Origin of the sequence: Bacillus solimangrovi (assembly GCF_001742425.1) — a bacterium.
GTDB classification, from domain to species: domain Bacteria; phylum Bacillota; class Bacilli; order Bacillales; family Bacillaceae_N; genus Bacillus_AV; species Bacillus_AV solimangrovi.
Window position 1 is genome coordinate 20,867 of sequence record NZ_MJEH01000064.1, and the last position, 22,178, is coordinate 43,044.

The following is a 22,178-nucleotide window of genomic DNA, read 5'->3' on the forward strand; positions in this document are numbered from 1 at the left end:
AACGTGATATCTTGTTTGTCATATTCATTTACAGTAATTAAGGTAAGTGTTTTTTGCTGCCGTCTTGTACCATCCAACGACTATTGCATCATCAGCAACACTCATATTCCCGTTTTTAGTAAGACCTACAGCTTGAATAGGAGCTTTCCTTTTCTTTTGAGGGAATTCGATTTCTATTGGCGTATTTGCAATATAGTTAATCTGTTCATTTATTAGTTCTTCATTAGCTTCATTACTTTCATCGACTTGAATAATTTCCATATCATCTTGTATTTGTAGTTGTTCTCTATTAGTTGTAATGTCTTTAATTGATAGATTCATTTCTAAACCTAAATCAATAACTTCAATAACATCTTCAGTTGAATGAATTATTTTCCCTTCATTCTAAAAATTAACGTAAATGATAGATTTAAAGATTACGGTGATTTAGATGATTTAATGGAATACTTAAATGAGGATATAATTCGTGTTGATGAACTTAATAGTGTGAAGAATGGTGGAGACACTACAATTCGTACAGTTTACGGAAGAACTAATAAGCCGTTGGAAATTAGATTTCATGTTCAAGATGGAGAACTAAAAAGTTTTAATGCTTTTCCTGGTCATTCAAAAAGAGACGTTGACAATTTAATATGGTCAGCTTCACAATAATGAATAATATAGTAGAAAAGAAGGGATATGTATGTATTCTATAAGAGAGAATCTAGATAAAATTTATACCTCACAGCAGTTTACTACTAGACAAAAAATACTAAAAGCTGAAGAGTTATTAGATAGGCAGCTAGTATTAGAACCTCAAAACACAGATTTGTGGTTTGAATTAGCATCTGTGGTATTAGAAGTACCGGAAGTTGATTTTTGGAAAAGTTTAGAATGTATGAGACAGGTTTTATCTTATGATCCGAAAAATTCGGAAGCATTGCTCTTTTTAGCTTTCATCCATTATTTGCATAGAGGTTATGTAGATTCGAACACTGAAAACTTATTGGACAAATGTCTGGAATCAGAAAATGACACACAAATTAAATCACTTTGTTATTTAGCGAAAACATGGGGCGACAAAGTTTCAGAAGATGAAGTGTTGTACTATCTAGAAAAATCTGTAGAATATGACGATAGTTTTATAAAAAATCTTATCACTTTAGCAGATGTTTATCACAAACAAGGAAGATATAGAGAAGAGAATAATTTGTTAACACAAGCACTAAAAAATATTGAAAAAATATACTTGTGTAATGAAAGATTTGATAAAGAAAAGTTAAAACCTTATTTGAATTCACACTTTATAGGTTATGAGCCGACACCTTTACCCTTTTCTCCAAGCTACAACCAATTCAAGAAATTCTATATGATGAGGATATGGATTGACAGTGCTATGGTTGAACCTATATTAGAGAAAGTGACTTCTATTGAATAATTTAATCTAAAAATAAATACAAATCCACAGACCTTAATAAAGTCTATGGATTTGTATTTTTATTAACTTTTTTTAAAATATAGAGAAAGAAATATTGTCACTCTAATTTGTTAGTTTCTATAATGCTTTGAAATCGTAGCTTCATAGAACTATTGCAAAGAATAGCAAAAAAAGGATAATAAGTTAATCAGCTACTCCTGTAATATAACCATCGCCTGCATAATAAGCTATATAATGATCAATACTTATCTGTTTTACAGAATTTAATTGTAACATTCCGCAATACTCGTATCCATCATGGTCTCTACAAAACCAGTCTTCAGATGGGATTCCAGCTGGTGAAAAATAGTCTTTATGCCCACGAATTGTTCTCGGATTTTCTGCAGCACTTGCTGAAAATTCCGAATAAGCACTAAAAAGTAGCATAATTGCGAATAGTAATTTAAAGCTTTTTTTCATCATGATATTCTCTCCTTTCAAAAAAAATATAAAATATACCATTTAAGTATAATTATAGATTAATAGTTTGTAAATAGAAAATATATAAAAAACTTACATTTTTCCCAACAGAAAATACATTTTCCTTTTACTTTTAGTGAAAGTTACCCGTCTAAAAAAAGAGCGCCAATTGCTGGCACTCGTTCGCAGTTCTTTGAAATTATTGCTTTCATGCAATTACTGTGAATAACAGCGCAGAAAGTGCGTAATTCATTATCTATTATGTCTATGGATTCATCAGCTTCATTCTGTATGATTGTTTTAGTTGCAAGTTTTTTCCCGTCCTCGCCATATAATTTTATTTTATAAACATTATCAGAACCTCTATTTTGATACAAAATCGTATCCCATGAATCAAAATCATATTCCATTGCAAATTCTTAAAGCACTTGTTCCATATCTGAAAACTTATACTTCACCTAGCTTCCCCTCTTTCAACTCATATTTCAGGCGTTCAATTTCCATTTCTTGAAGCTTAATTTTCCTCTCATACTTATTTATAGCTTCTTTCACTGTTACGTTATATGCAAAGAACAGTATAAGAACTAGTATTATGGAAATTAGATAAAAAATAGTGGTTAACATAAATGCTCTCCCCAACTCATATGCTGTAAAATCTTCTACCCCTGCTCTTCCGCTTCTTTCTCTTTCAAGTAGTTTTCATAAGCCTCTCTTGCTCTATCTGGCTTTGGCGTCACTTTTGAAATTCGTTTATGAATATCATTTAAAAGGGACAACCCTCTAAACAAACAACCGACAATGATACCAAAAGCTAGAATACCACCAACTATTGGACCCATGACAAACAATAGAAAACCTAACAAAATTGATAAAATAATTGATATAAATAAAGCCAAAGCTATTCCACCTTTTATTCTATTTTTCTATAAAAACATATTTTGTAATTATAAGATACGAATCAATCCCTAACATTGTTAAGTTGATAAAATCCTTTTTAGATGGATATTCTCGGCAGTTTATTCAATAATTTTGACCAACTATAATTTTCCAACCTTCTGATTGCTTTTCAACAGGAAAAATAAACTCAATTATTTCCCCTTCAAGTACAGCTTCAATTGTTACTTCGAAATTCATCTCACTTATTTCTTTTAACTCTACTATTTAAGTTTCGAAAACTTCTTCACTCAATGAAATTTCTAAGTATTCTTTCTCTTGTTCTTCTTTATCAGGAGACCTTAAATCATCTGCATATTCGATTATCGATGTAACATCATCTGTTTCAACGGCAAACAAGTAATTTTCAACGTGTTGTCTTACCTCTTCTTCTAAAGTTAATTGATTTTTCACTGTACAGCCCACTAACAAAATTAAAACAACCGTCATTAAATAACGTCTCATTTCTCGCTCCTGTTTTATAATTGAATTTTGAAGTTTTTAAAAATTATTAGTGGTTTTTGCAAAACACCTAAGAATGTTATAGCTCTTTTTCTAACTTTTCATGTCTACCGTATTGTTCTTTTCAGCTTTATTTAATAAATCAGGGTTATCATTAATTACCTTCTTTATATACAAGAAACCGATTACGGTTAATGCCGTGATAAGCCAACTAATCGTTTGCTTCACAATTATCCCCTTATCAAAAGCCTCTACACCATATTCAGAGATTAACCAAACTTTTATCGCTGCCAAAAGGCCACTTCTAAGTGCAAACAATAAGGTTACGAACTGAAAAAGTATAAATATCGTTTTTTGATAGAAAAGATGTTTGCTCAATACACGGTCGTCACCTTGTAGCTCTACAAAATCTAAAGCGAAGTACAGAGCCATTGGTTTTTTTATCAAAATCGTCATTAAGAAAAACGTGCAAAGAGCTAGACTATAATAAACATTATTCCATAGCAACTGCATAGCAGAACCTGCTAATACATCGATTAGAGTACCAATCACTAATATAATGATGATATATAATCCAGTAATATTTATTCTTTTAACTTCGTAAAAGCGATACAGACTATAGATAATAGCTGGGACAGAAGAAGCTAGCATTGCATAATAATCACCAATGCTTTCACGCAAACCATTCCAACAAATCAATGGTAAAATCACATAAAAAACAAGATCTAATAATACGATATTTTTCCCCACTACTTCACATCCTCCGCTCCAAACAATTTAAAATCATTCAACAGTCTCTTGTTGCACATACTACCTCATTAGTCGAATTTCATATTTTTATATTTTAACATATAATTTCCAAAAAATTCTTTTTTATCACCTTACATCTACACCCTTCATTTCTATCTTTTCATTAATTTCAAAATTACTCTCATTCAACGAAAGGATTCTACCATTTCCGTAGAGAAAATAAGTCTGTAGTCACAGTAAAAAATACGCCATCATCTCACAATAAGACTTTGTTAACGAACCATCATAAAATGAAATATTTGCACCAGTTGAGATGAAACATATCATACTCCCACGATCTATTAGATAATATGAAATTATAATGACTTATGTAAGGAGTGATGTTGTTGAAGTATCTTAAGGTATTATTCAGCTTTCTTTTTCTATTCTTTTTCAGTTTAGGTAGTTTGTCGGTACAAGCAGAAGAAGGTTCGTTACTCAACATGGATGAATCGTTAATCTTATATCTTGATAGTCCTAATACATATGTGAACGGTGTGCTAACACAAATTGATCCAGATAACGCGGATGTAACACCTGTGAAGAAGGATGGTCATACGCTCGTACCTGTTGATTTTATTTCTGAAGAAATGGGTGCAGAGATCATATGGGCAGAAGAAGGCAATTCATTAGCGATAAAAAAAGAGAACACGTTGATTCAATTGAATGTCGGGTTTGCCTTCATGATTGTGAATGGCGAAATCATTGATCTCGATACAGCACCACAAGTCATTCAAGGACAAACATATGTACCATTACGTGCGACTGTAGAATCGTTACAAAAGAAGATCACATGGTATGACGGACTGATCGTTATCGATGATGAAAAATATGACATCAAACCGAATCAGGAGCAATTCGAGCAGATGATCACAACACTCTCTCCACAAAATGAAGAGCAAGAATCCGTAACGAACATGATTAATACGAATGGTCCTGGAACTGTTTTATTACAAGGAGAGTACGTCTATTATAATGACGGTTTCAATCGCGGTGGTACCTTAACCAAATTTCAATATGATGATGAAACCAATCGAGAGGTGCTTGCGAACGAACCGACTACTGATTTGAACATTGAGAATGACTGGATTTATTACATCGTTCCGAATGGGATGGGTACGTTCGGTAGTAAGAATCCGATTAAGAAAATGAAAACAGACGGCACTCAACGTCAAACTATTATCCAAGATAATCAAATAGTTGATTTGGTCGTTGCAGGTGACTCACTCTATTATACGTCTTACAATTATTCAGATTGGAAGGTTACTTTATATAAAGCAAAAACAAATGGGACAAACAAACAGAAATTGTATGAAGGCTACGATGACCTAGCAGATGTCGCAGACGACATGAAAAGTGAACCTTCCCATATTCAAGTCGTCAATGATCAAATCTACCTTTTAATTAAGAAAGATTGTGGTTACAGTAAAAAATGCAGCAACATCTATCGTATGAACACTGATGGCTCACAACTTGAGGCGATCAATACAGAGGAACTTGCGGTTTCGATGCAAATTGTTGGCGATAAAGTCTACTATATCCGTTTTCCTGAAGAAATGATGGGCGATAGTAGTCAATCCGTTTCAATTGAGTTATATACGATGGACCTAAATGGACAAAACAAACAAAAAATAAATTCACCATTCGATGAGTATTATTTTTATGTGATGGACGACTTCAAAGTACATGGTGATTGGATTTATTTCGTCTCATGGGATAATATTTATAAAATGAAAAATGACGGTACATCATTGACACACATTACGAAAGGCTTCTCCATACAAGGCTTTGACGTTGTTGGAGAATGGATCTATTACCAAACTTCAACGAATTCACATCGAGTCAAAACAGATGGCACCCACTATCAAATGTTATTTTGGTAAATGAACGAAGATAACAGCTTGTAAAGGAGAAGAAGCCAATGCATAAGCGTGAAAGAAATTGGATCAAACTTTTTAATACTTATTCATTTGTTAGCTCCCTTATATGTGTTAGTTTCTTTTTACTTATAGCATTTAATCCATTAAACGGTGGCTCTTTTGAAGCTATCGATATTCATCCACTTACAATCCCTTTGATTCTTTCAATCATCATAGTCATATTTGGCGTGCTAGGGCTTGGTAGTGTGAAAAGTTTCAGAACAGCAATGGTGAGGATGCTGACAATATAAGTAACTTTGTTATTAATGCTGATTACCACATCTCTGTTGTTGTTTGGAAGGTTTATCGATAGTTTATAAAATGAAACCTCTAATTATAAATAAAATAACCTTATTTCTCGTTTATGACTAGGTCAGTCTAGTCTGAGAAATAAGGTGTTTTTTGTTTTTCAATAAAGGTAAGTATACAATTTGATCAAAGTACCATTCACTAAACTACGTTTATATATGTCTAGCTCCACAACCTATCCCCTCGTGGTCACTTCCTAATTAAAATTAATTCTTAAATACTATGATGTTCACATGATCATTCAAGAAATTTGATTAATATAACATTCCCCTCTTGTCTGCAACAAGATACAACATATAGACTAACTTAAATTCTAATTTTTCTAAAAATTGCTGTAATTTTACACAAAAATAAATTATACTATTAGAACATATTCAAAAAGGAGGACTAAAAGGACGGAGAAGAGCAAGGCGGAGAAGGTTGGAGCACCGCAGTGTACATTTGCAGGGTACATGAGGAGCGGAAAAGCAAGCCAACGCAGGTATTCGACAGTCATTTTTCCTGAACTTTTTGAACACCCTCTATAAAAAGATTGATGGGAAAGGAATGAAAAAGGTGCTTGCACAATTTGAACATGAAGGCGTAAAAATGGTTCAATCAACGGTATCTTTTATGAATGTAAAATTAAAAAACTATCTGTATTTTGTTGATGGTCTACTTATTGATACGGGTCCTAGCAACAATGAAGATGAATTAAAAAAGCATTTAAAAACAATCCCCTTCACACAAGTTGTCCATACTCACCACCACGAGGATCATACTGGAACGTCAAAATGGATACAAGAGAACTTTGAAGTCCCGATGTATATTCATGAAACGGGGATAGAGGACTGTATACATGTCAAACATATTCCGTTATATAGAAGATTGTTTTGGGGAAGCAGCAGTTCTTTTACACCTGAGGCAATTCCCAAAACGATAGAAACAGAGAAACATACATTTGAAGTTGTTCATACTCCGGGTCATGCTCACGACCATGTTGTTTTATTTAATAAAGAAACGGGCTGGTTATTCAGCGGTGACCTATATTTAACGTCACATCCAAAATCAATGTTTGCGTTTGAATCTGTTCCGATCTTAATCAAATCGATACGAAAGATTTTGACTTACGATTTTTCAACAATGTTTTGCGCTCACACAGGCATGAGTGAAAATGGAAAAGAGAAACTGGCGTTGAAGCTTGCCTACTTGGAGGAAGTTCAAGGCAAAGTGCTAGCACTTCACGAAAAAGGGCTCTCCGCTAAACAAATTCAAAAGAAGCTTTTTCCGAGGCGAACACCACTCAACTATTTTTCTTTGTTTGAAAATTCCTCATCACATATCGTAACGTCCATTCTTAACGAAGAGAAGTTACTAGGTTGAGTTGTAAAACAAAGCCGATGTATAATCATTTCTGATATACATCGGCTGTTTGTTGTATCAATCAAATTCAAAAATAAAATTACTCCCACTTAAATGTAAAGCTTGCCACGATAAATGCGCCAATTAACCAGCCAATTAAAATAACGGCTTCAAGCCACATCGTACTTAGCGAAGCTCCTACATTCATGACTTCACGTAATGCTGTACTTAAGTGTGAAATCGGTAATAATTTCACAACTGGCTGTAGGAAATCTGGCATATTATTGATAGGAAAAAATACGCCTCCTAAAAACAGCATTGGGAATGATAGAAAGCCAGCTATTGGGGCAGCACTTTCTGGTGTTTTGGCGATACCAGCTATAATAAAACCAATCGCCATAAATGCGAGTGTTCCTAAGATGACAAATAACGTAAGTGTAAGCCAAGATCCACTTACTTGAACATCGAAAACGAGATTCCCGATAAGCAATACGATCATCGCTTGTAAACCATTCAATAATAATCTTGCTGTAATTTGTCCGGCAATAAATGTAGAAGCCTTTAATGTTGTTCCTTGCATTCTCCGTAAAATGCCACGTTCTCTCCACGCAGAAATTTGTCCAGCCACACCGTTCATGTTGTTACTCATAATCATCATTGCAACAATACCTGGCACGAGAAAATCGATATATTGAAGATCTAACGCTTCTACCCCTTTTGCTTCAGTAACGACGACAGGGTGGTAGTCTACCATTTGTTTACTAATGCCATCAACAACACTATCAACAAGCGTTAAACCAATTTGGGATACAGCAAAGTTTGTTTCATTATAATAAACAGGAATTTTTAAAACTGATTCATCTGCATTTACTTGAGTAACACTATTTGCAAAGCCCTTTGGAACGATAACAACGAGCTGTAGATCACCTGTATTCAACAGTGATAACGCTTCTTCTTCTGTAAGATCTTGCTCTAATTGAACCGCTTCATTATCTTCGAAAACAGAAATAAATTCACTACTTTGCTTAGAATTTTCTTCATCTATTATAGCGATTGAAAGGGAGATACCATTGCCCGAACCGAGGAAAGAGCCGAGCATGAGCATAAGGAATACTGGAAAAAATAATGTCCAAAACAACACTTGCCGATTTCGTGCAAATATACGAAGCTGTGCTAACGTTAACTGCCAATAAGCCTTCATGCTTCTCTCAAACTCCTTCCAGTCATATGGATAAACACATCTTCTAATGTTGCTGTTCTCGTTTGCAAGTCTACTAATTCTAGATGCTGATTTGATGCTGTCTCGATGAGGCTTGTGAGCGTGCGCTGCAAATGATCGGTATATAGTACGAATACATCTTCTCGCTTACTTACTTGTTTGACTCCTTCAATATGCTCAAAATCTGTGTAATCTTTATTTTCAAGGCGAAATTCAACTGCGCTATCTGATTGAAGGCTTTTCACTAAGTTTAGTGGTGTATCTAAAGCGATTAATTGTCCGCGATCCATAATAGCAATTCTGTCACATAATACATGTGCTTCATCCATGTAATGAGTAGACAGAACAATCGATTTTCCTCTTTCTTTTAACCGTAGGATAATGTCCCATAATGTTCTTCTTGCTTGTGGGTCAAGACCAGTCGTTGGTTCATCAAGAAACAAGATTTGTGGATCATGAATCAATGCTAATGCAATTGCGAGTCTCTGCTTTTGCCCTCCAGATAAGGATTTCACTCTGTCTTTTTTCTTTTCGGTTAAGAGCATTTCATCAATTAATGTTGGGATGGAAACGTTAGTTGTGTAAAAGCTCGCATAAAGCTGTATAATTTCCTCTACTGTTAATAACTCGAACAGTGAAGTAGATTGTAATTGAACACCAATCACATTTTTCACTTTTTTCATTTCTTTTTTTATGTCAAAGCTTGCAATTGTTGCTGTTCCGCCATCAGGTTTGCGAAGACCGACTAACATCTCCATCGTTGTCGATTTTCCTGCACCATTCGGACCTAACAAGCCGAACACTTCACCTTTATGTACAGAAAAATCCACTCCGTTAACAGCGGTGAAATCTCCATAAGTCTTCACTAACTTTTTTACTTCTATAATAGGTGGTTGTTCCATAAAATCACTCCTCCTTCTCCTAACGTTTGAAAGTCTATTTTCATTATTGTAGCATTTTCCTATTATCGGTACGATTGTTTTACCCCTAGATCATTGAATCATTATGAATCATTTGCATATTTTCAAAAATCTTCTAATCTAGCACGTGTAGATGTATAATTCATGTAAACACCTCAAAATATACTAGATTGGAAGAAATAATATGGAACAAAGAGTGAATGAATCGCCAGATATTTCTCATGTAAATGATGTAAAAACACATAAGCGAACATTATCTGCAAATGATAGAAATCAAATTATTAAGAGCATTAGAAAAGAAGCGAAACCTGATACGTATTATTACGTCATGGTTGTGTTGTCATGCTCAGTCGCAACTTACGGCTTATTATCAAATAGTACAGCTGTCATTATCGGTGCTATGTTAATTGCTCCGCTTATGAATCCGATTCTCGGTAGCGCATTAGCATTAATAAACGGGAATAACAAACTATTGAGAGTGACGATAAAAGCAGAATTTATCGGTGCATCCATTGCTGTCATTTTATCAGCTCTATTAACCCTATTACTACCCGTATCAGATTTAACGCCAGAAATTCTTGCTAGAACAGAGCCTACATTAATTGATTTAATTATTGCATTAGCTTCTGGTGCTGCTGGGACGTATGCCATCTGTTATCGCTCAGGCGCAACATTACCTGGGGTCGCGATCGCTACAGCTTTAATGCCACCATTATGTGTTGTTGGAATTTCAATCGCAAAACAAGAATTTCAGTATGCCGCAGGTGCCCTACTACTTTTTCTCGCAAATATGGTAGCGATTATTGTAATCGGAATCATTATATTTAAAATTGCTGGGTTTACGAACCCAACTCTATCAAATTACTTGAACATTTCTGTTAATGAAGATCGCAAAACATTGTTTAGTAGACTAGCAACAAATAATATCATTTATCCATTTACATTACTCGTATTAATTTGTATCCCTTTAGTCATATTTATGGCTAATTCTATCGAAGCAGATCGAACAGAGAAAACGATTCGGAACGCATTGGAAGAAGGATTAACAGTTCTTTCACCTGAATCGAAAATTGTGTCAGTTGAATTTAGCAAAGACGATAAAGAGTATGCGATAAATACAGAGCTAAATACTGAACGAGTTATTTATCCAGAAGATATTCGCAAGCTAGAAAATAGTTTGGAATATAAATTAGCATCACCAGTAAAACTGCAAGCTGACGTGACACTCGTTCAAAAAGTAAGTAATGAAAGTTCGACAAATGCGTTTCAGTCATTATTACCAAAACCTGAAGAAAAAATAGTTGAAGTCATCCAAACAGGTACACCAGAAGAGGTCATTGAACAAGTCGTAACTGAGAAGCTAGTATTATTCGAAGGTACGTCACTTGAAGATTTTATGTTTCAATATCAACGTGGAACAGGTACTTATTTAGTTGAGCTTAATATCGATGGTGGCTCTATTCTTGATGATCAATTTATAAAAACGATTGAAACTGTGCTAGAAAATAAGCTAAAACGAAAAGTAATGGTCGTTTTGCAATATGAAGAACCAGAAATTGAAGAAGCAAAGAACGAAGAACTGGAAGAAGTCGAAAGTGGTGCTGAAAAGACAGAAGAAAGTGTGAATGAAACTGTTGGAGAAGAAATTGTACCAGAAGAAAGCGCTGATGAAGCTTCGTAACCTTTACATACTTAATCAGCTAAGTATTATTATGAAGAAAGAGAAACATGTGGATTCGGTAGTGAACGAAAATAATTGCTAGTAGAGGTGAAGAATCTGTTGCACATACAAAAAAGAAATTGGCTCGGACATATTAACACATATTCATTTTTTTGCTCCCTTATATGTGTAGGTATCTTTTTCTTTATCACATCTAAGGGATTTGACAGCAACATCTCAATTGGATCTATCGAAGTTAATCCGCTTACCATACTCTTAATCTCTTCAACTCTCACTCTCTTGTTTGCCGTGATTGGGCTTGGTGGTGTGAAGAATTTCAGAACGATGGTTATGAGCATCCTGACAATATCGCTAACATTGTTATTAATGCTAGTTGCAACATCACTGTATTGGTTTGGAAGGTTTATCGATAGTGTGTAAAGTGAAACTTCTATCAGTGAAGGTTTTTCTTCATCCTCCACTGATAGTTAGTTGAACCAATCAGGTAATTACTGACGCTTGTTACCACTAGGGTATAACGAAGGCCCTATCCACTTAAACTCCGTTGATTTCCCTAAGTTTTGAAGAGGAAGTCTTAGCATTAGTTGAAATGTGATAAAGTAAACTTCATATTGATAAGAACATTCACGAACGCAGGTTGGAGCGAAATTTCCGCCAACTCCTTCAACTTCTTGCTCAACGCAAAGGTTATAAGCGAAAATACCTTGAGCATTCATGTTGTGTAGTTGTTGATAAATCGACTTAAAATCATATCCAGCATTTAATATTCCATAACGAATGGGTAAATGAAGTGTCTCATGTATCTCTTTTAATAATGGAATAGCTCCTTTTCCATCACTTAAACTTGCCGATGACATCAACGTTTGAAGGATATATTGGTTCTGTGTATCAACAGCTAAGTGTGCTTTATAACCGAACCAAGCTACGTTTTTTCGTTCGCTATTTTTCTTATTGATTTTTTTTAGATTTATTTTCACAAATTGCTCAAAAATTGTTTTATTAACTTCGAACTCGTTTCTAAATCTTCCTCTAATGGAAAATGCCCCGTATCTAGTAAGTGTACTTCAACATTCTTAAGATCATTTTCAAAAGCATATGCTCCTTGAGGACCAAAAAATAAATCATTTTTACCCCATGCTATTAATACTGGTGGTTGAAAATTTCTGAAGTATTCATGAAATAAAGAGTACTTTTTTAAATTATTTCGATAATCATAAAATAATGTAATCTGTATCTCCTTGTTTCCTGATTTATTTAAATTGTATTGATCCATATTCCATGAATCTGGACTAATTGACTCGGGACTACGAGTTCCATTAATATACTGATGTTTTGTGAATTCCACATCTAATAAACCTTCTAAATTGTTTTTATTTTCTTCAGAGGGATGTTTCCAATAAGCACGAATGGAATCCCAGGCAGAAAGTAAACCCTCCTCATACGCGTTACCATTTTGTGAAATGATCGATAAGATACGCTCAGGAATTTTTGTTGCTAATATAAATCCAACAGGAGCTCCATAGTCATGCACATATAAATGAAATTGATCAATTTCGAGTTGCGTTAGAAATTGATTGATCATTTGAGCAAAGTGTTCAAAAGAATATTCAAAATTCGAAATCGATGGTTGATCACTATTTCCAAAACCAGGTAAATCAGGCGCGACCACATAATATTCATCTGATAGCTCAGGTAATAAGTTTCGATACATGTGCGATGAAGACGGAAATCCATGAAGTAATAAAATTGTAGGATGATTTTTGTTCCCAGCTTCGCGATAAAAAATGTTTACTTTTTCAATTTCTACAAATTTGTATTGAATAGACATAAATAAAATCACCTCATATTTTTTATTAATAAAAATTAAATGACTAAACATCCCTCTTTTTCATAACCATTAATATTAATTTTTGATGGTTATAATTATGCAATATTACATCATCATATAACTAGTAAAGAGTATTTTTAAAGGTTATAATTTGAGTTGAGGTGATTTCGATGAATTTAACATCTGTTTTAAGTGGTGGTTCCTACTGGATTAATCTAACAAACACAATATTAATAGAAAACGAAAATGAAGTAGATTTATTAGCTACTAAGGAATGGACAATAGAATGGTTGAAACAAAATCACTTAATAAAAGATAAGGACATATCCCTTGTAAATACAAAAATGATAGATGGATTAAAAAATTTACGCAAACTTTGTTTTCTCATCCTAAATGAACTTAAAAATAATGGGACGATTCAAAAAACGAAGAAATCAGCTTATCAACAATTTCAAGATTTTGTAGCCCATTTATCAGTAAACGTAAGCATTAATATTGATCCAGAAATCCAAATGGTAGTGATAGGGAAAACTAAGCAAGATGATGTTTTATTGAAAATCTCAAAATCAATCATTCAAACGATTACAGAGGTCAAACCAGAACGAATACGGAAATGTGAAAATAAAAAGTGTATCCTTCATTTTGTGGATTATTCTAAAAATGGAAAAAGAAGATGGTGCCGAATGGAAACATGTGGTAACAGACATAAAGCAAAAACCTTTTATGAAAAAAAGAAGGAGACGAAGAGGTAGAAAGTAAGCAATGACTCTATTTGGTACAATTCTTAGAGAATATAGATAAGTGGATCAATATCAATTTCTGAAAAAATTGCTTCAAATCGCTTGGTAGATTCTAAATCATATAAAAAGCCATAATTCTCATTTATATAATGAGAGTTATGGCTATTTCTTTTTGCCGACTGAACAATACTATTTATTTAGGGCTCCCTAACGCAGTACTCAAAATCCTTTTAACGATTCCTTTGTTATTTATGTTACCTTATTCTGTAATGTTTTCATTGTTTTTTTGCAATGTTGGAATTTTTATCCCTTCTTCAGATGAAGCGATCAATATTCCAAGCCTTCTTAATCGTGTTTCTTCTTTCTTGGCGCTCATTACCCACCAGATAGAATCTCTTTTATAGGATGGTGCTAAATTAGTGAAGAATAGCCATGCTGTTTGATTTGCCTTGATTTGTTCCTCATATTCTTTGGCAAGTTCCACGTTTCTTTGTTCAGAGGAATAGCCTTGTGCATCGGTTCTGTTGTTAAAGGCATGCATTCCTTCTGGTCTCATCTTTCCAAGCTGTATTAGTGCTTTTACCTTCTTTACGTTCACAGCACTCCATACACTATTTACTTTGCGCGGAGTAAAGCGAATCTTATAGGTTTGTTTATCAATGGTTTTTCGTATACCGTCAATCCACCCAAAACAAAGAGCGGCATCTACTGATGCAGGCCAAGTAAGGCTTTCACGCCCTGTACTTACCCTGAAATAGCCCACCCAAATTTCACTAGCTTCAGCATGATGTTCTTCTAACCAATCGTTAAACTCTTCTTGGTTGTTGAAAAAAATTACATCTCCCATTGTTCCAGCCATTTCAAAATCGCTTGGTTTGTTTCTTCCGGCTTTTCTTGCTGAATCCAATGACCGCAATCCAAACTGACCACTTCCACATTGGGCACGAACTCTGTTAGTTTTTCAGACTTCGGGATCACATCCCGGTCGCCATAGATCATAAGTGCAGGCTGTTGGATGATTGGGTTCACGTTCGCCAATAAGTGCCAGTTGCGGTCAAGGTTTCTATACCAATTTATACTCCCCGTGAACCCTGATGATTCGAAGGAAGAGACAAAAACGGCCAGTTCGCTGTCGCTCATTATTGGTTCACCGAGCGGTGTTTCTGCTCTGGCAAGATTAATCATCGCCATACCTGGCTGAGGCTCTCTGAATGGCTCATTCTTTCGGTACAAGTTGCGAAGGAATTGGAATGTATTTTCTTCTAATACGGCATCTGCGACACCCGGCTGTCGATTGAAGTGAACAAAATAGTAGTCTCCTCCAAATATTTCTTCCATGAACTTGATCCATGGTCTTTCTCCGCGCTCTTGGTAAGGCAAACTCAGATTTATCACTTTATTTACACGGTTTGGATGCAATAAGGTCAGCCCCCAAACGACCATTGAACCCCAATCATGACCGACAAAGGTAGCGTCTTCGTATCCGTAGTGATCGAGAAGTGCGATGAGATCACCCGACAAGTGTTCGATGTCATAATCGGTTACTTCAGTCGGACGGGATGAGTTGCCATAACCCCGTTGGTTTGGGACGATAACATGGTAGCCTGCGTCGACAAGGGCAGGTACCTGATAGCGCCAAGAAAAGGCATGCTCTGGCCAGCCATGACAGAGTACAATAGGTTTTCCTAAATTTTGTCGACCTGCTTCAAAGACTTCAAGTTCCACACCGTTGACTGAAATAAGGCTAAGCTTTGGAAAATCAGTTTTATTTATCATCATATTTCCTCCTATACTAACTGTACTAAAAGACTGTTACAGTTAGCATAGTAGCAAAGTGGTGTGACACTAGCATGTCAGGTTTGAAAAAATAATTTTATTGATATTTTTCATGCATCGACTTTATTCTAGATGCAACAGCTTGGCGTACCCTTTCAGGACCTAACACTTCGACGTGTTCGCCAAAACTGAATATCAATCCGAAATACCATTCCTTCTCTGGAAATTGTGCAGTCACAATCAGTTCACCTGTGTTCAGAATTTCTATATTTTCTTTGTCAAAAATATCTTCAACTCGGGACCTCACCTGGGGTACGAATTTTAATGTAATGCTAGTTAAAGATACCTGATCCTTTGATGCCTCTTCAATTTCTTGATATGACTTTTCCCTACGCTCGAATCGTACATCTTCAACCTGCAAATCAATAATGCGTGAAATCCTGAATACCCTGAAATCTGTTTTTAAGTGACAATAGCCAAACAGGTACCATGTATAACCTTTAAAGATTAATGACATCGGTTCTATCTGCCTTGTACTCGTTTCGTTTGCATAGTTTCTATATATAATTGTAATCAATAGTGATTGAGTAATAGCATTCCGAATGTTTTTGACCAGCTCTTTTTGTTTTGAGGTGTATGCCCAAGGCTGCATACCAATTATGATTTGCTCCATATGCAGGTCAAGATGATGAGTTTTATCCTGTGGAATAATATTTCGCAGTTTTTCTATGGATGATTCAAGCTCAACATCCTCAAATGTTGAGCTAACACCTTTAAGCACTGAAAGAATGGAACACAAATTGTTTAGTGTAAGCAACTGATGATTTAATTTATAATTCTCCCTAATACCAAAACCGCCATTATTCCCAGGGTATGATATTATTGGAATACCAGCCATATTAATAGATTCAATGTCTCTGTAAATCGTTCGAACTGAAACTTCAAACTTTTCCGCAAGTTCTTTTGCTGATATTCGACTTCTATTAAGTAAAATAACAATGATTGTCAGCATACGGTCTATTTTCATATTCATCTCCTTAATATATGTTTAGCATATTCTAGAGTATAAGGTATTTTTGTCAAAGCATTTTTAACATATCATGCTTATGATCGCTGAACGTCTTGATGCCACGTAATATTTATAATATCATTTATTATCTTTCTACTATCGTTTTTACCCATTACCATGACATCCTAATAAAATTTAGCTATTTCAACCTTACATAACATTCTCCAATAAAGTGAATCTTCCATCAGTGGGGGTTTTTCTCCATCACCCACTGATGGTTAGTTGAAACAATCAGGTAATTACTGACGCATACTACCTCAAGGGTATGACTAAGATCCTCTCCCATTTAAACTTCGTAGATTCTCTAGCGTCAGTTGAAACGTGATAAAACACTCAAGTTAAAATATTTCATCAAACATTATGAGAAACTAATAAAATATCTACCAGCAGCACCTTTCATTTCGAAAAAATACTTTTCTCCCCTCTCTAACTCTTTCAAAATAATACTAGTACCACTAGGAATTTCTATATTATCTTTCACAATACTACCTTTCGAATCTTTAACTCGGAAAATAATATTTTTTTCATTATTTCCATCATTTATAATTTCTTTATCCCAAAAAATAGTATTGAATATAAAATAGTCTTTATCTTCAACGTAAATTGTATTCCATTGACTTGCTTCATTATCCACTTCAACCAATACCATTTCCTTAGGGAAAAGCACGTCCCGTACAGCACTTACATCTTGAATTACAAAGTGTGTTGTTATCACTAAACTAAGGATAAATAATGGTACTACTACACGTAATATCCATTTCCTTTTGCTGCTTTTTTTCACTTCATTTGTGATTTCATTTACCATTTTTTCTTCTTCCCTAAGTAAATTATCAAGAGAAATATCTAGTAAATCACTTATTTTAACTAATGTGTCCAAGTCAGGATAATTTCTATTAGTCTCCCAATTTGAAACTGTTGACCTCGAAACATTTAATAAATCTGCGAATGCTTGTTGAGTTAAATCTTTGTCGATACGTCTTGATTTTATTTTTTCTGCAATTGTAGTCATAATATATCCTCCTTTGCTTTTATTTTAATAAGATTTTATAAAAAGACTTAGCGTTAAACGGTGTCACCTATAATAAAAGTAGTGTCAGAGTCGCTGACATTACCGTTTTTAGGAACTCCACTTCTTATTTTTAACATTTTTCAAATATTTGGAATGTGTAGTTAATAATTTTAAATGAAAAATACCTATAGGTAAAACACTCTCTTTCAAGTGTCCTAACTACAGGTACCATATTAAATTATGCGCTTTGTTATTTCATTGATAAAGCTACTCGGTGAATAAACAAAATCCACAAATATACACCTTTTCGAACTCTAATCCTCTTTGATCTGGATGTAACGTAAAAAACGCTTCTAGTTCAGATTCGCTCATGACATTACCATTCCGATCTATGTACATTAACTGATAATGTGAATCTAACGAACTGGGTGAAATACCTGTATTTTCAACTCCTTATTTTGATAAACCTATTCAGCAATAATTTGAGCAAACTCAGTAACTTGCTGCTCGTCAAGGATGAGCTTTTCTCGTTTTAAAAGCTCTTTACGATGTTGATTAATTCGCTCACGATGTATAGGTAATATTATCCTGCTTGATTCCCATCTCATATTGTTGCCATGTGTAAGTTTATTTATATTTATTTGATACAATAAGAATCAATTCTTTGTAGTTCATTTTTATCATTAAATATATAGAGATCACAGGCTGAAACAAAAGATAATTGTTCACCATTACGAATAAATTCAGCTGTTCCATTTACTGCAACGCAATTTTTTTCGGAAATTACATTCAATGTAGTAAATTTAGTTGTTATTGTTTTGAAATAATTTGAAGTTTGCTTGCATTCTTCTATTACAGCTTCTCTACCTACTAAGGTTTTGTCACCTACGATATTCCATTCGATTGTATTTGCTAGAAATGGAAAAGTAGTTTCAAAATTACCATTAGAAAATGATTCTGATATTTGTTTTTGCGTGAGAACATGGCTTTCTGAAGTCATAGTTCAATTCCTCCTCGAATAATTAGTTGAACACCGCCTTAACGTTTGTATGCTCAATTTACATCTATTATACAAGAACGTACATTCGGTTAACAATAGTCATTTAACATAAAAAGCATTCAAACAAAATAACGTTGAGCGCTTTGGACATGGAGGTAACTCGTGCTGTACCTGTAGTATATACATATGAATGGCACGTTTGTATATCAAGTTTATCTTCCCATTTATGATATATATCCTTTAGCTTCGTCTCCGTTAAAATCACACCCTTTATTGAAATAAGATTTCCCTTTTCTCGTCAGGGTTTTCCTCATTAAAATCAGTAAGACACTCCAATGGAGATTTACTATGAAATTCAGAAAAATACTAACAGTACCAACTTCTTCAATAATAATAAAAAAAGAGTACAAAAGAATGAAAGAGAAGATACTCTTATAACCCTTGTTGTACCCTAATTAAACCAGCACATTATTTTTTTATACAACAGTATTACTAATAGTCTTCATGAAACCGTTCCTTGTGGCGGTATCAATTAACTGCCAAATGGATTCTTCCGCATTACCATTGAATGTATACCATTTATCTCCAACAGCGTCATAAAGTAAGTATTCTGGATACCCTTCTCCTAATTCATTTGGAACATTGATACTTAAATAATAAATCTTAAAACGCTTTATGCTATTACCTTCTTGATCTAAAAAATCATACTGACTTCCACTTGAATAGGACAGAGGACTGTCAATACCAGCCTCGATTAAATCATCTTCAGGAGCTTCAACTTCTACTCCTTTATTTTCCATAAAAATATCATAGAATGCTGTGTTAAATGCATTCCCCTCACTTTGCTGTACTTTGCTGCCCATAGTCATCCAAAATTCGTATCGAAATGCTTTTACTTGTACCCCATCTATATATAGTGGTTCTGTATCGATTGTGACTGTGTAATTACTGAAACTTACTTCACTTCCAAACGTCTCTGCGATAAAGCGAAGTGGAACCATAATGCGATCATTTTTTTTGTATGGTTTTACATCAAGACGTATTTGTTCACCATTTTTCTCCGCAGTAGTGCTTTTCAGATCTAATATGACTTTCATATCTCCTTTTGTAAGAGTAACTTTAGAATCAGACCAATCAACAATTGCTCCCAAATTTTCACTAATAACACGTATTGGCACCATTGTACGACCTTTTTTAATTTCCGATTTCACATCAGATGGAATAGCAACTCCGTCAATTTTTAAGTTTATTTCTTCAGCATAAGTAGTCGAAGATGTAATAAATAAAAAAATCGAAAGAAAAACTCCAAAAAACACCTTTCTTAAAGACATAATACCTCTCCTTTTTCTAAACGTTATATTATACATATCTGATTATAGTGGATATGCACGTTATCTTATAGGTTAATTTAGTTAATTTATGAAATTTATATTATTTTTTGAAATATTAAGCACACTATAATTCTTTTTAACAAATTCTCCATCCTAGCTAACACATTTTGAACTACAGGTGTAGGATGGCTGAAAAAAGGATAGTAGCCACAGAGGAAGTATATATTTATTACATAACTAAGAGAAAGGTAGAGATATTGTGGAACATGAATGAAAGGAGTCTATTATAAATTGTGATCTTGCAATAAAAGCGGAAGATTTTGATACGCTTGTGAATTACTATACGGATGATGCAATTTTGTTATAAAATCAGGTACGATTGCAAGAGGTGAGAAGAAATTAAAATAGCATTTATAAAAATTGCGGAACATTTCAATAACAATCTTGTTCCAACACAAGGAGAAATGATTGTTTTAGAAGCTGGTGACACTGTCCTAGTTATATCTCAAACCTTTCTTGAAACTGATAAAAATGACAGTAAATTTTCATTGGATAGGCGAGCAACATATGTGTTTAAGAAAAGTCCACAAGGTGAATGGCTTTGTGCGATAGACAACTCATACGGTACGGATATACTGAAGAGTTAACACTCCCATAGTCATACATACATTTCCCTATGAAGTACAAGCAACGTAAGTCCATCTTTCATAACATATAGTAACTCTAAATTTTATGGGAGATGTGTGAAATATGACAATTCGAATTGTGCCTACTGAATTCCCAACTGTTCAAGATGCCATTACTGCATCTTCATCGGGGGATAGTATTCAAATATTGGCTGGGACGTTTGATGGTTTTAATGTTGATGTTGAGAACTTAAAGATATTCGGTTGTGGAATTGGGAAAACGATTATTGCAGGTAATCCTGCCCCTGCTAGTTTTAACGGAATTAATGTGAATATGAATCAAACGATATTACAAAGCTTGACTGTTCAAAATTTCCCTATCATTGGTATAGAGATTAATTCAACTCACAATACACTAAAGGAAATTGAAGTAAAATTCTCTGGACAAGATGCTATAAAAATAAACAATAATAATAACTTTCTTACAAATTGCAGCACTTTCTTTAGTGGATTTAGAGGAATCACTATAGATGGACTTCATAATTGTTTGATTCGTTGTGAAAGTTCGCAAAATATATCTGATGGGTTTCGTATAGATGATGAAAACAATAAATTGATTAATAACATTTCTAGAAAGAATGATAGAGATGGCTTTGAAATTGATGCACCTAATCAAATTCTCTTTAATAACAAATCATTGAACAATGGACAATTAGGGATTCTTGTTGTAAACGACCAAAATACCCTCATAGGAAATCTCCTGTGTAATAACATTGAATCTGGTATTTTAGTAGATGATAATGTGTTCAACAATTGCATCGACTCCAACATCGCACGAAACAATGGCAATCAAGCTTTCACTGCTGGTATCAGTGTTGAAAGTGGTGCAATGAATAATACGATTCGATTTAACAAAGCAAAAAACAACTTTGCTTTTGATATTCGAGAAGAAAATGCGGTATCTGTAAACACATTTGATGGCAATAAATGTGAAGTCAGTTCGCCTCCTTCAATTTGTATGTAACAACCTATACTCCCATCCTTGAGGGAGTATAATACATAAGGAGTTAATAATATTTATGTAACAGTACGGTGAAACTGCGACACAGAATAGATGGATAAAGAATGAATGCTAAGTAACCAAGAATAAAACAAAATTTGTTTCATTCTTGGTTACTTGATGTTTACTTTCATTAATTATTCCGAAATCCTACAGGTGAATAGTTCACCTTTAGTCCCATATTTTTTTTAAACATCAACTTATTCGTTCATAGCTCATTAAATATTATTATGTGTGACGTTATGACAAGACGCTATTATATAACATAGAAGATTACATTCACTTGCCTT

General features: G+C 34.1%; 27 protein-coding genes and 1 pseudogene. 10 read left to right on the top strand and 18 right to left on the bottom strand.

The annotated features are described in order from the left end of the window. Positions 1–24 precede the first annotated feature (24 nt). Complete coding sequence (locus tag BFG57_RS17665; protein ID WP_069718829.1) at positions 25–321, bottom strand: sortase family protein; 297 nt, start codon at positions 319–321, stop codon at positions 25–27. Between the two features lie 42 nt (positions 322–363). Here BFG57_RS17665 and BFG57_RS17670 point away from each other — a divergent pair, with 42 nt between their 5' ends. Next, positions 364–651, top strand: coding sequence for a hypothetical protein (locus tag BFG57_RS17670; protein WP_245676792.1), 288 nt, complete (start codon positions 364–366; stop codon positions 649–651). Positions 652–682: 31 nt separating this feature from the next. Further along, complete coding sequence (locus tag BFG57_RS17675) at positions 683–1,417, top strand: tetratricopeptide repeat protein (protein WP_069718831.1); 735 nt, start codon at positions 683–685, stop codon at positions 1,415–1,417. A 183-nt stretch (positions 1,418–1,600) separates the two neighbouring features. Here the strand turns inward: BFG57_RS17675 and BFG57_RS17680 are convergent, their stop codons facing one another. The 6 genes from BFG57_RS17680 to BFG57_RS17700 all read right to left on the bottom strand — a co-directional run bounded on the left by BFG57_RS17680 (position 1,601) and on the right by BFG57_RS17700 (position 4,021). Continuing rightward, positions 1,601–1,879: a hypothetical protein gene (locus BFG57_RS17680; RefSeq protein ID WP_069718832.1), complete on the bottom strand. Its 279-nt coding sequence runs from the start codon at positions 1,877–1,879 to the stop codon at positions 1,601–1,603. A 140-nt stretch (positions 1,880–2,019) separates the two neighbouring features. Next, on the bottom strand, positions 2,020–2,286 hold the full coding sequence (locus BFG57_RS17685; RefSeq protein WP_069718833.1) for a hypothetical protein: 267 nt from the start codon (positions 2,284–2,286) through the stop codon (positions 2,020–2,022). A gap of 37 nt (positions 2,287–2,323) precedes the next feature. Then, entirely contained in the window at positions 2,324–2,500 is a 177-nt protein-coding gene (locus BFG57_RS19115) for a hypothetical protein (RefSeq protein ID WP_175428388.1), read from the bottom strand. A 35-nt stretch (positions 2,501–2,535) separates the two neighbouring features. Beyond that, the gene (locus tag BFG57_RS17690; protein WP_069718834.1) at positions 2,536–2,772 is read right to left on the bottom strand and encodes a hypothetical protein; all 237 of its coding nucleotides are present in this window, start codon (positions 2,770–2,772) and stop codon (positions 2,536–2,538) included. 265 nt (positions 2,773–3,037) lie between these two features. After that, positions 3,038–3,274, bottom strand: coding sequence for a hypothetical protein (locus BFG57_RS17695; protein WP_069718835.1), 237 nt, complete (start codon positions 3,272–3,274; stop codon positions 3,038–3,040). Positions 3,275–3,364: 90 nt separating this feature from the next. Further along, positions 3,365–4,021, bottom strand: coding sequence for a VC0807 family protein (locus BFG57_RS17700; RefSeq protein ID WP_069718836.1), 657 nt, complete (start codon positions 4,019–4,021; stop codon positions 3,365–3,367). A gap of 386 nt (positions 4,022–4,407) precedes the next feature. Here BFG57_RS17700 and BFG57_RS17705 point away from each other — a divergent pair, with 386 nt between their 5' ends. From BFG57_RS17705 to BFG57_RS17715, 3 genes are all read left to right on the top strand, one after another. Beyond that, positions 4,408–5,943 carry a DUF5050 domain-containing protein gene (locus BFG57_RS17705; protein ID WP_069718837.1) on the top strand — a complete coding sequence of 512 codons (1,536 nt, stop codon included), beginning with the start codon at positions 4,408–4,410 and terminating at the stop codon, positions 5,941–5,943. A gap of 38 nt (positions 5,944–5,981) precedes the next feature. Continuing rightward, positions 5,982–6,230: a hypothetical protein gene (locus tag BFG57_RS17710; protein WP_069718838.1), complete on the top strand. Its 249-nt coding sequence runs from the start codon at positions 5,982–5,984 to the stop codon at positions 6,228–6,230. Positions 6,231–6,834: 604 nt separating this feature from the next. Continuing rightward, positions 6,835–7,650 carry an MBL fold metallo-hydrolase gene (locus BFG57_RS17715; protein WP_069718839.1) on the top strand — a complete coding sequence of 272 codons (816 nt, stop codon included), beginning with the start codon at positions 6,835–6,837 and terminating at the stop codon, positions 7,648–7,650. Positions 7,651–7,729: 79 nt separating this feature from the next. Here the strand turns inward: BFG57_RS17715 and BFG57_RS17720 are convergent, their stop codons facing one another. Then, a complete protein-coding gene (locus tag BFG57_RS17720) occupies positions 7,730–8,830 on the bottom strand; it encodes an ABC transporter permease (RefSeq protein ID WP_069718840.1) in 1,101 nt (366 codons plus the stop codon). Then, on the bottom strand, positions 8,827–9,750 hold the full coding sequence (locus BFG57_RS17725) for an ABC transporter ATP-binding protein (RefSeq protein ID WP_069718841.1): 924 nt from the start codon (positions 9,748–9,750) through the stop codon (positions 8,827–8,829). The genes BFG57_RS17720 and BFG57_RS17725 overlap by 4 nt, the downstream gene beginning before the upstream one ends. A gap of 202 nt (positions 9,751–9,952) precedes the next feature. On the opposite strand from BFG57_RS17725, the gene BFG57_RS17730 reads away from it, so the two are divergent. After that, the gene (locus tag BFG57_RS17730) at positions 9,953–11,449 is read left to right on the top strand and encodes a TIGR00341 family protein (protein ID WP_069718842.1); all 1,497 of its coding nucleotides are present in this window, start codon (positions 9,953–9,955) and stop codon (positions 11,447–11,449) included. A gap of 99 nt (positions 11,450–11,548) precedes the next feature. Next, a complete protein-coding gene (locus BFG57_RS18720; protein WP_139125182.1) occupies positions 11,549–11,869 on the top strand; it encodes a hypothetical protein in 321 nt (106 codons plus the stop codon). A 68-nt stretch (positions 11,870–11,937) separates the two neighbouring features. On the opposite strand, the gene BFG57_RS17735 is transcribed toward BFG57_RS18720, so the two are convergent. Together BFG57_RS17735 and BFG57_RS17740 are read right to left on the bottom strand one after the other, a co-directional pair. After that, on the bottom strand, positions 11,938–12,426 hold the full coding sequence (locus tag BFG57_RS17735; RefSeq protein WP_069718843.1) for a transposase: 489 nt from the start codon (positions 12,424–12,426) through the stop codon (positions 11,938–11,940). After that, positions 12,423–13,277: an alpha/beta fold hydrolase gene (locus BFG57_RS17740; protein WP_069718844.1), complete on the bottom strand. Its 855-nt coding sequence runs from the start codon at positions 13,275–13,277 to the stop codon at positions 12,423–12,425. Before BFG57_RS17740 ends, BFG57_RS17735 begins: the two co-directional genes overlap by 4 nt. A 170-nt stretch (positions 13,278–13,447) precedes the next feature. Here BFG57_RS17740 and BFG57_RS17745 point away from each other — a divergent pair, with 170 nt between their 5' ends. Further along, positions 13,448–14,029, top strand: a complete 582-nt coding sequence (locus tag BFG57_RS17745) for a CGNR zinc finger domain-containing protein (protein WP_083249328.1) — start codon at positions 13,448–13,450, stop codon at positions 14,027–14,029. 247 nt (positions 14,030–14,276) lie between these two features. On the opposite strand, the gene BFG57_RS17750 is transcribed toward BFG57_RS17745, so the two are convergent. From BFG57_RS17750 to BFG57_RS17780, 7 genes are all read right to left on the bottom strand, one after another. Then, positions 14,277–14,876, bottom strand: a complete 600-nt coding sequence (locus BFG57_RS17750; RefSeq protein ID WP_245676793.1) for a YdeI/OmpD-associated family protein — start codon at positions 14,874–14,876, stop codon at positions 14,277–14,279. After that, positions 14,852–15,793, bottom strand: a complete 942-nt coding sequence (locus BFG57_RS17755) for an alpha/beta fold hydrolase (protein ID WP_069718845.1) — start codon at positions 15,791–15,793, stop codon at positions 14,852–14,854. The genes BFG57_RS17750 and BFG57_RS17755 overlap by 25 nt, the downstream gene beginning before the upstream one ends. A 97-nt stretch (positions 15,794–15,890) precedes the next feature. Beyond that, positions 15,891–16,820, bottom strand: coding sequence for a helix-turn-helix transcriptional regulator (locus BFG57_RS17760; RefSeq protein WP_069718846.1), 930 nt, complete (start codon positions 16,818–16,820; stop codon positions 15,891–15,893). A gap of 400 nt (positions 16,821–17,220) precedes the next feature. Further along, the gene (locus BFG57_RS17765; protein ID WP_069718847.1) at positions 17,221–17,871 is read right to left on the bottom strand and encodes a helix-turn-helix domain-containing protein; all 651 of its coding nucleotides are present in this window, start codon (positions 17,869–17,871) and stop codon (positions 17,221–17,223) included. Between the two features lie 467 nt (positions 17,872–18,338). Continuing rightward, positions 18,339–18,479 carry a YolD-like family protein gene (locus tag BFG57_RS17770; protein WP_139125183.1) on the bottom strand — a complete coding sequence of 47 codons (141 nt, stop codon included), beginning with the start codon at positions 18,477–18,479 and terminating at the stop codon, positions 18,339–18,341. A gap of 29 nt (positions 18,480–18,508) precedes the next feature. Next, positions 18,509–18,871 carry a hypothetical protein gene (locus BFG57_RS17775; protein WP_069718849.1) on the bottom strand — a complete coding sequence of 121 codons (363 nt, stop codon included), beginning with the start codon at positions 18,869–18,871 and terminating at the stop codon, positions 18,509–18,511. Between the two features lie 476 nt (positions 18,872–19,347). Next, complete coding sequence (locus tag BFG57_RS17780) at positions 19,348–20,202, bottom strand: copper amine oxidase N-terminal domain-containing protein (protein WP_245676794.1); 855 nt, start codon at positions 20,200–20,202, stop codon at positions 19,348–19,350. Positions 20,203–20,485: 283 nt separating this feature from the next. On the opposite strand from BFG57_RS17780, the pseudogene BFG57_RS17785 reads away from it, so the two are divergent. Together BFG57_RS17785 and BFG57_RS17790 are read left to right on the top strand one after the other, a co-directional pair. Continuing rightward, a pseudogene (locus tag BFG57_RS17785) lies at positions 20,486–20,849 on the top strand (YybH family protein). Between the two features lie 103 nt (positions 20,850–20,952). Continuing rightward, a complete protein-coding gene (locus BFG57_RS17790) occupies positions 20,953–21,852 on the top strand; it encodes a right-handed parallel beta-helix repeat-containing protein (protein ID WP_069718851.1) in 900 nt (299 codons plus the stop codon). Positions 21,853–22,178 lie beyond the last annotated feature (326 nt).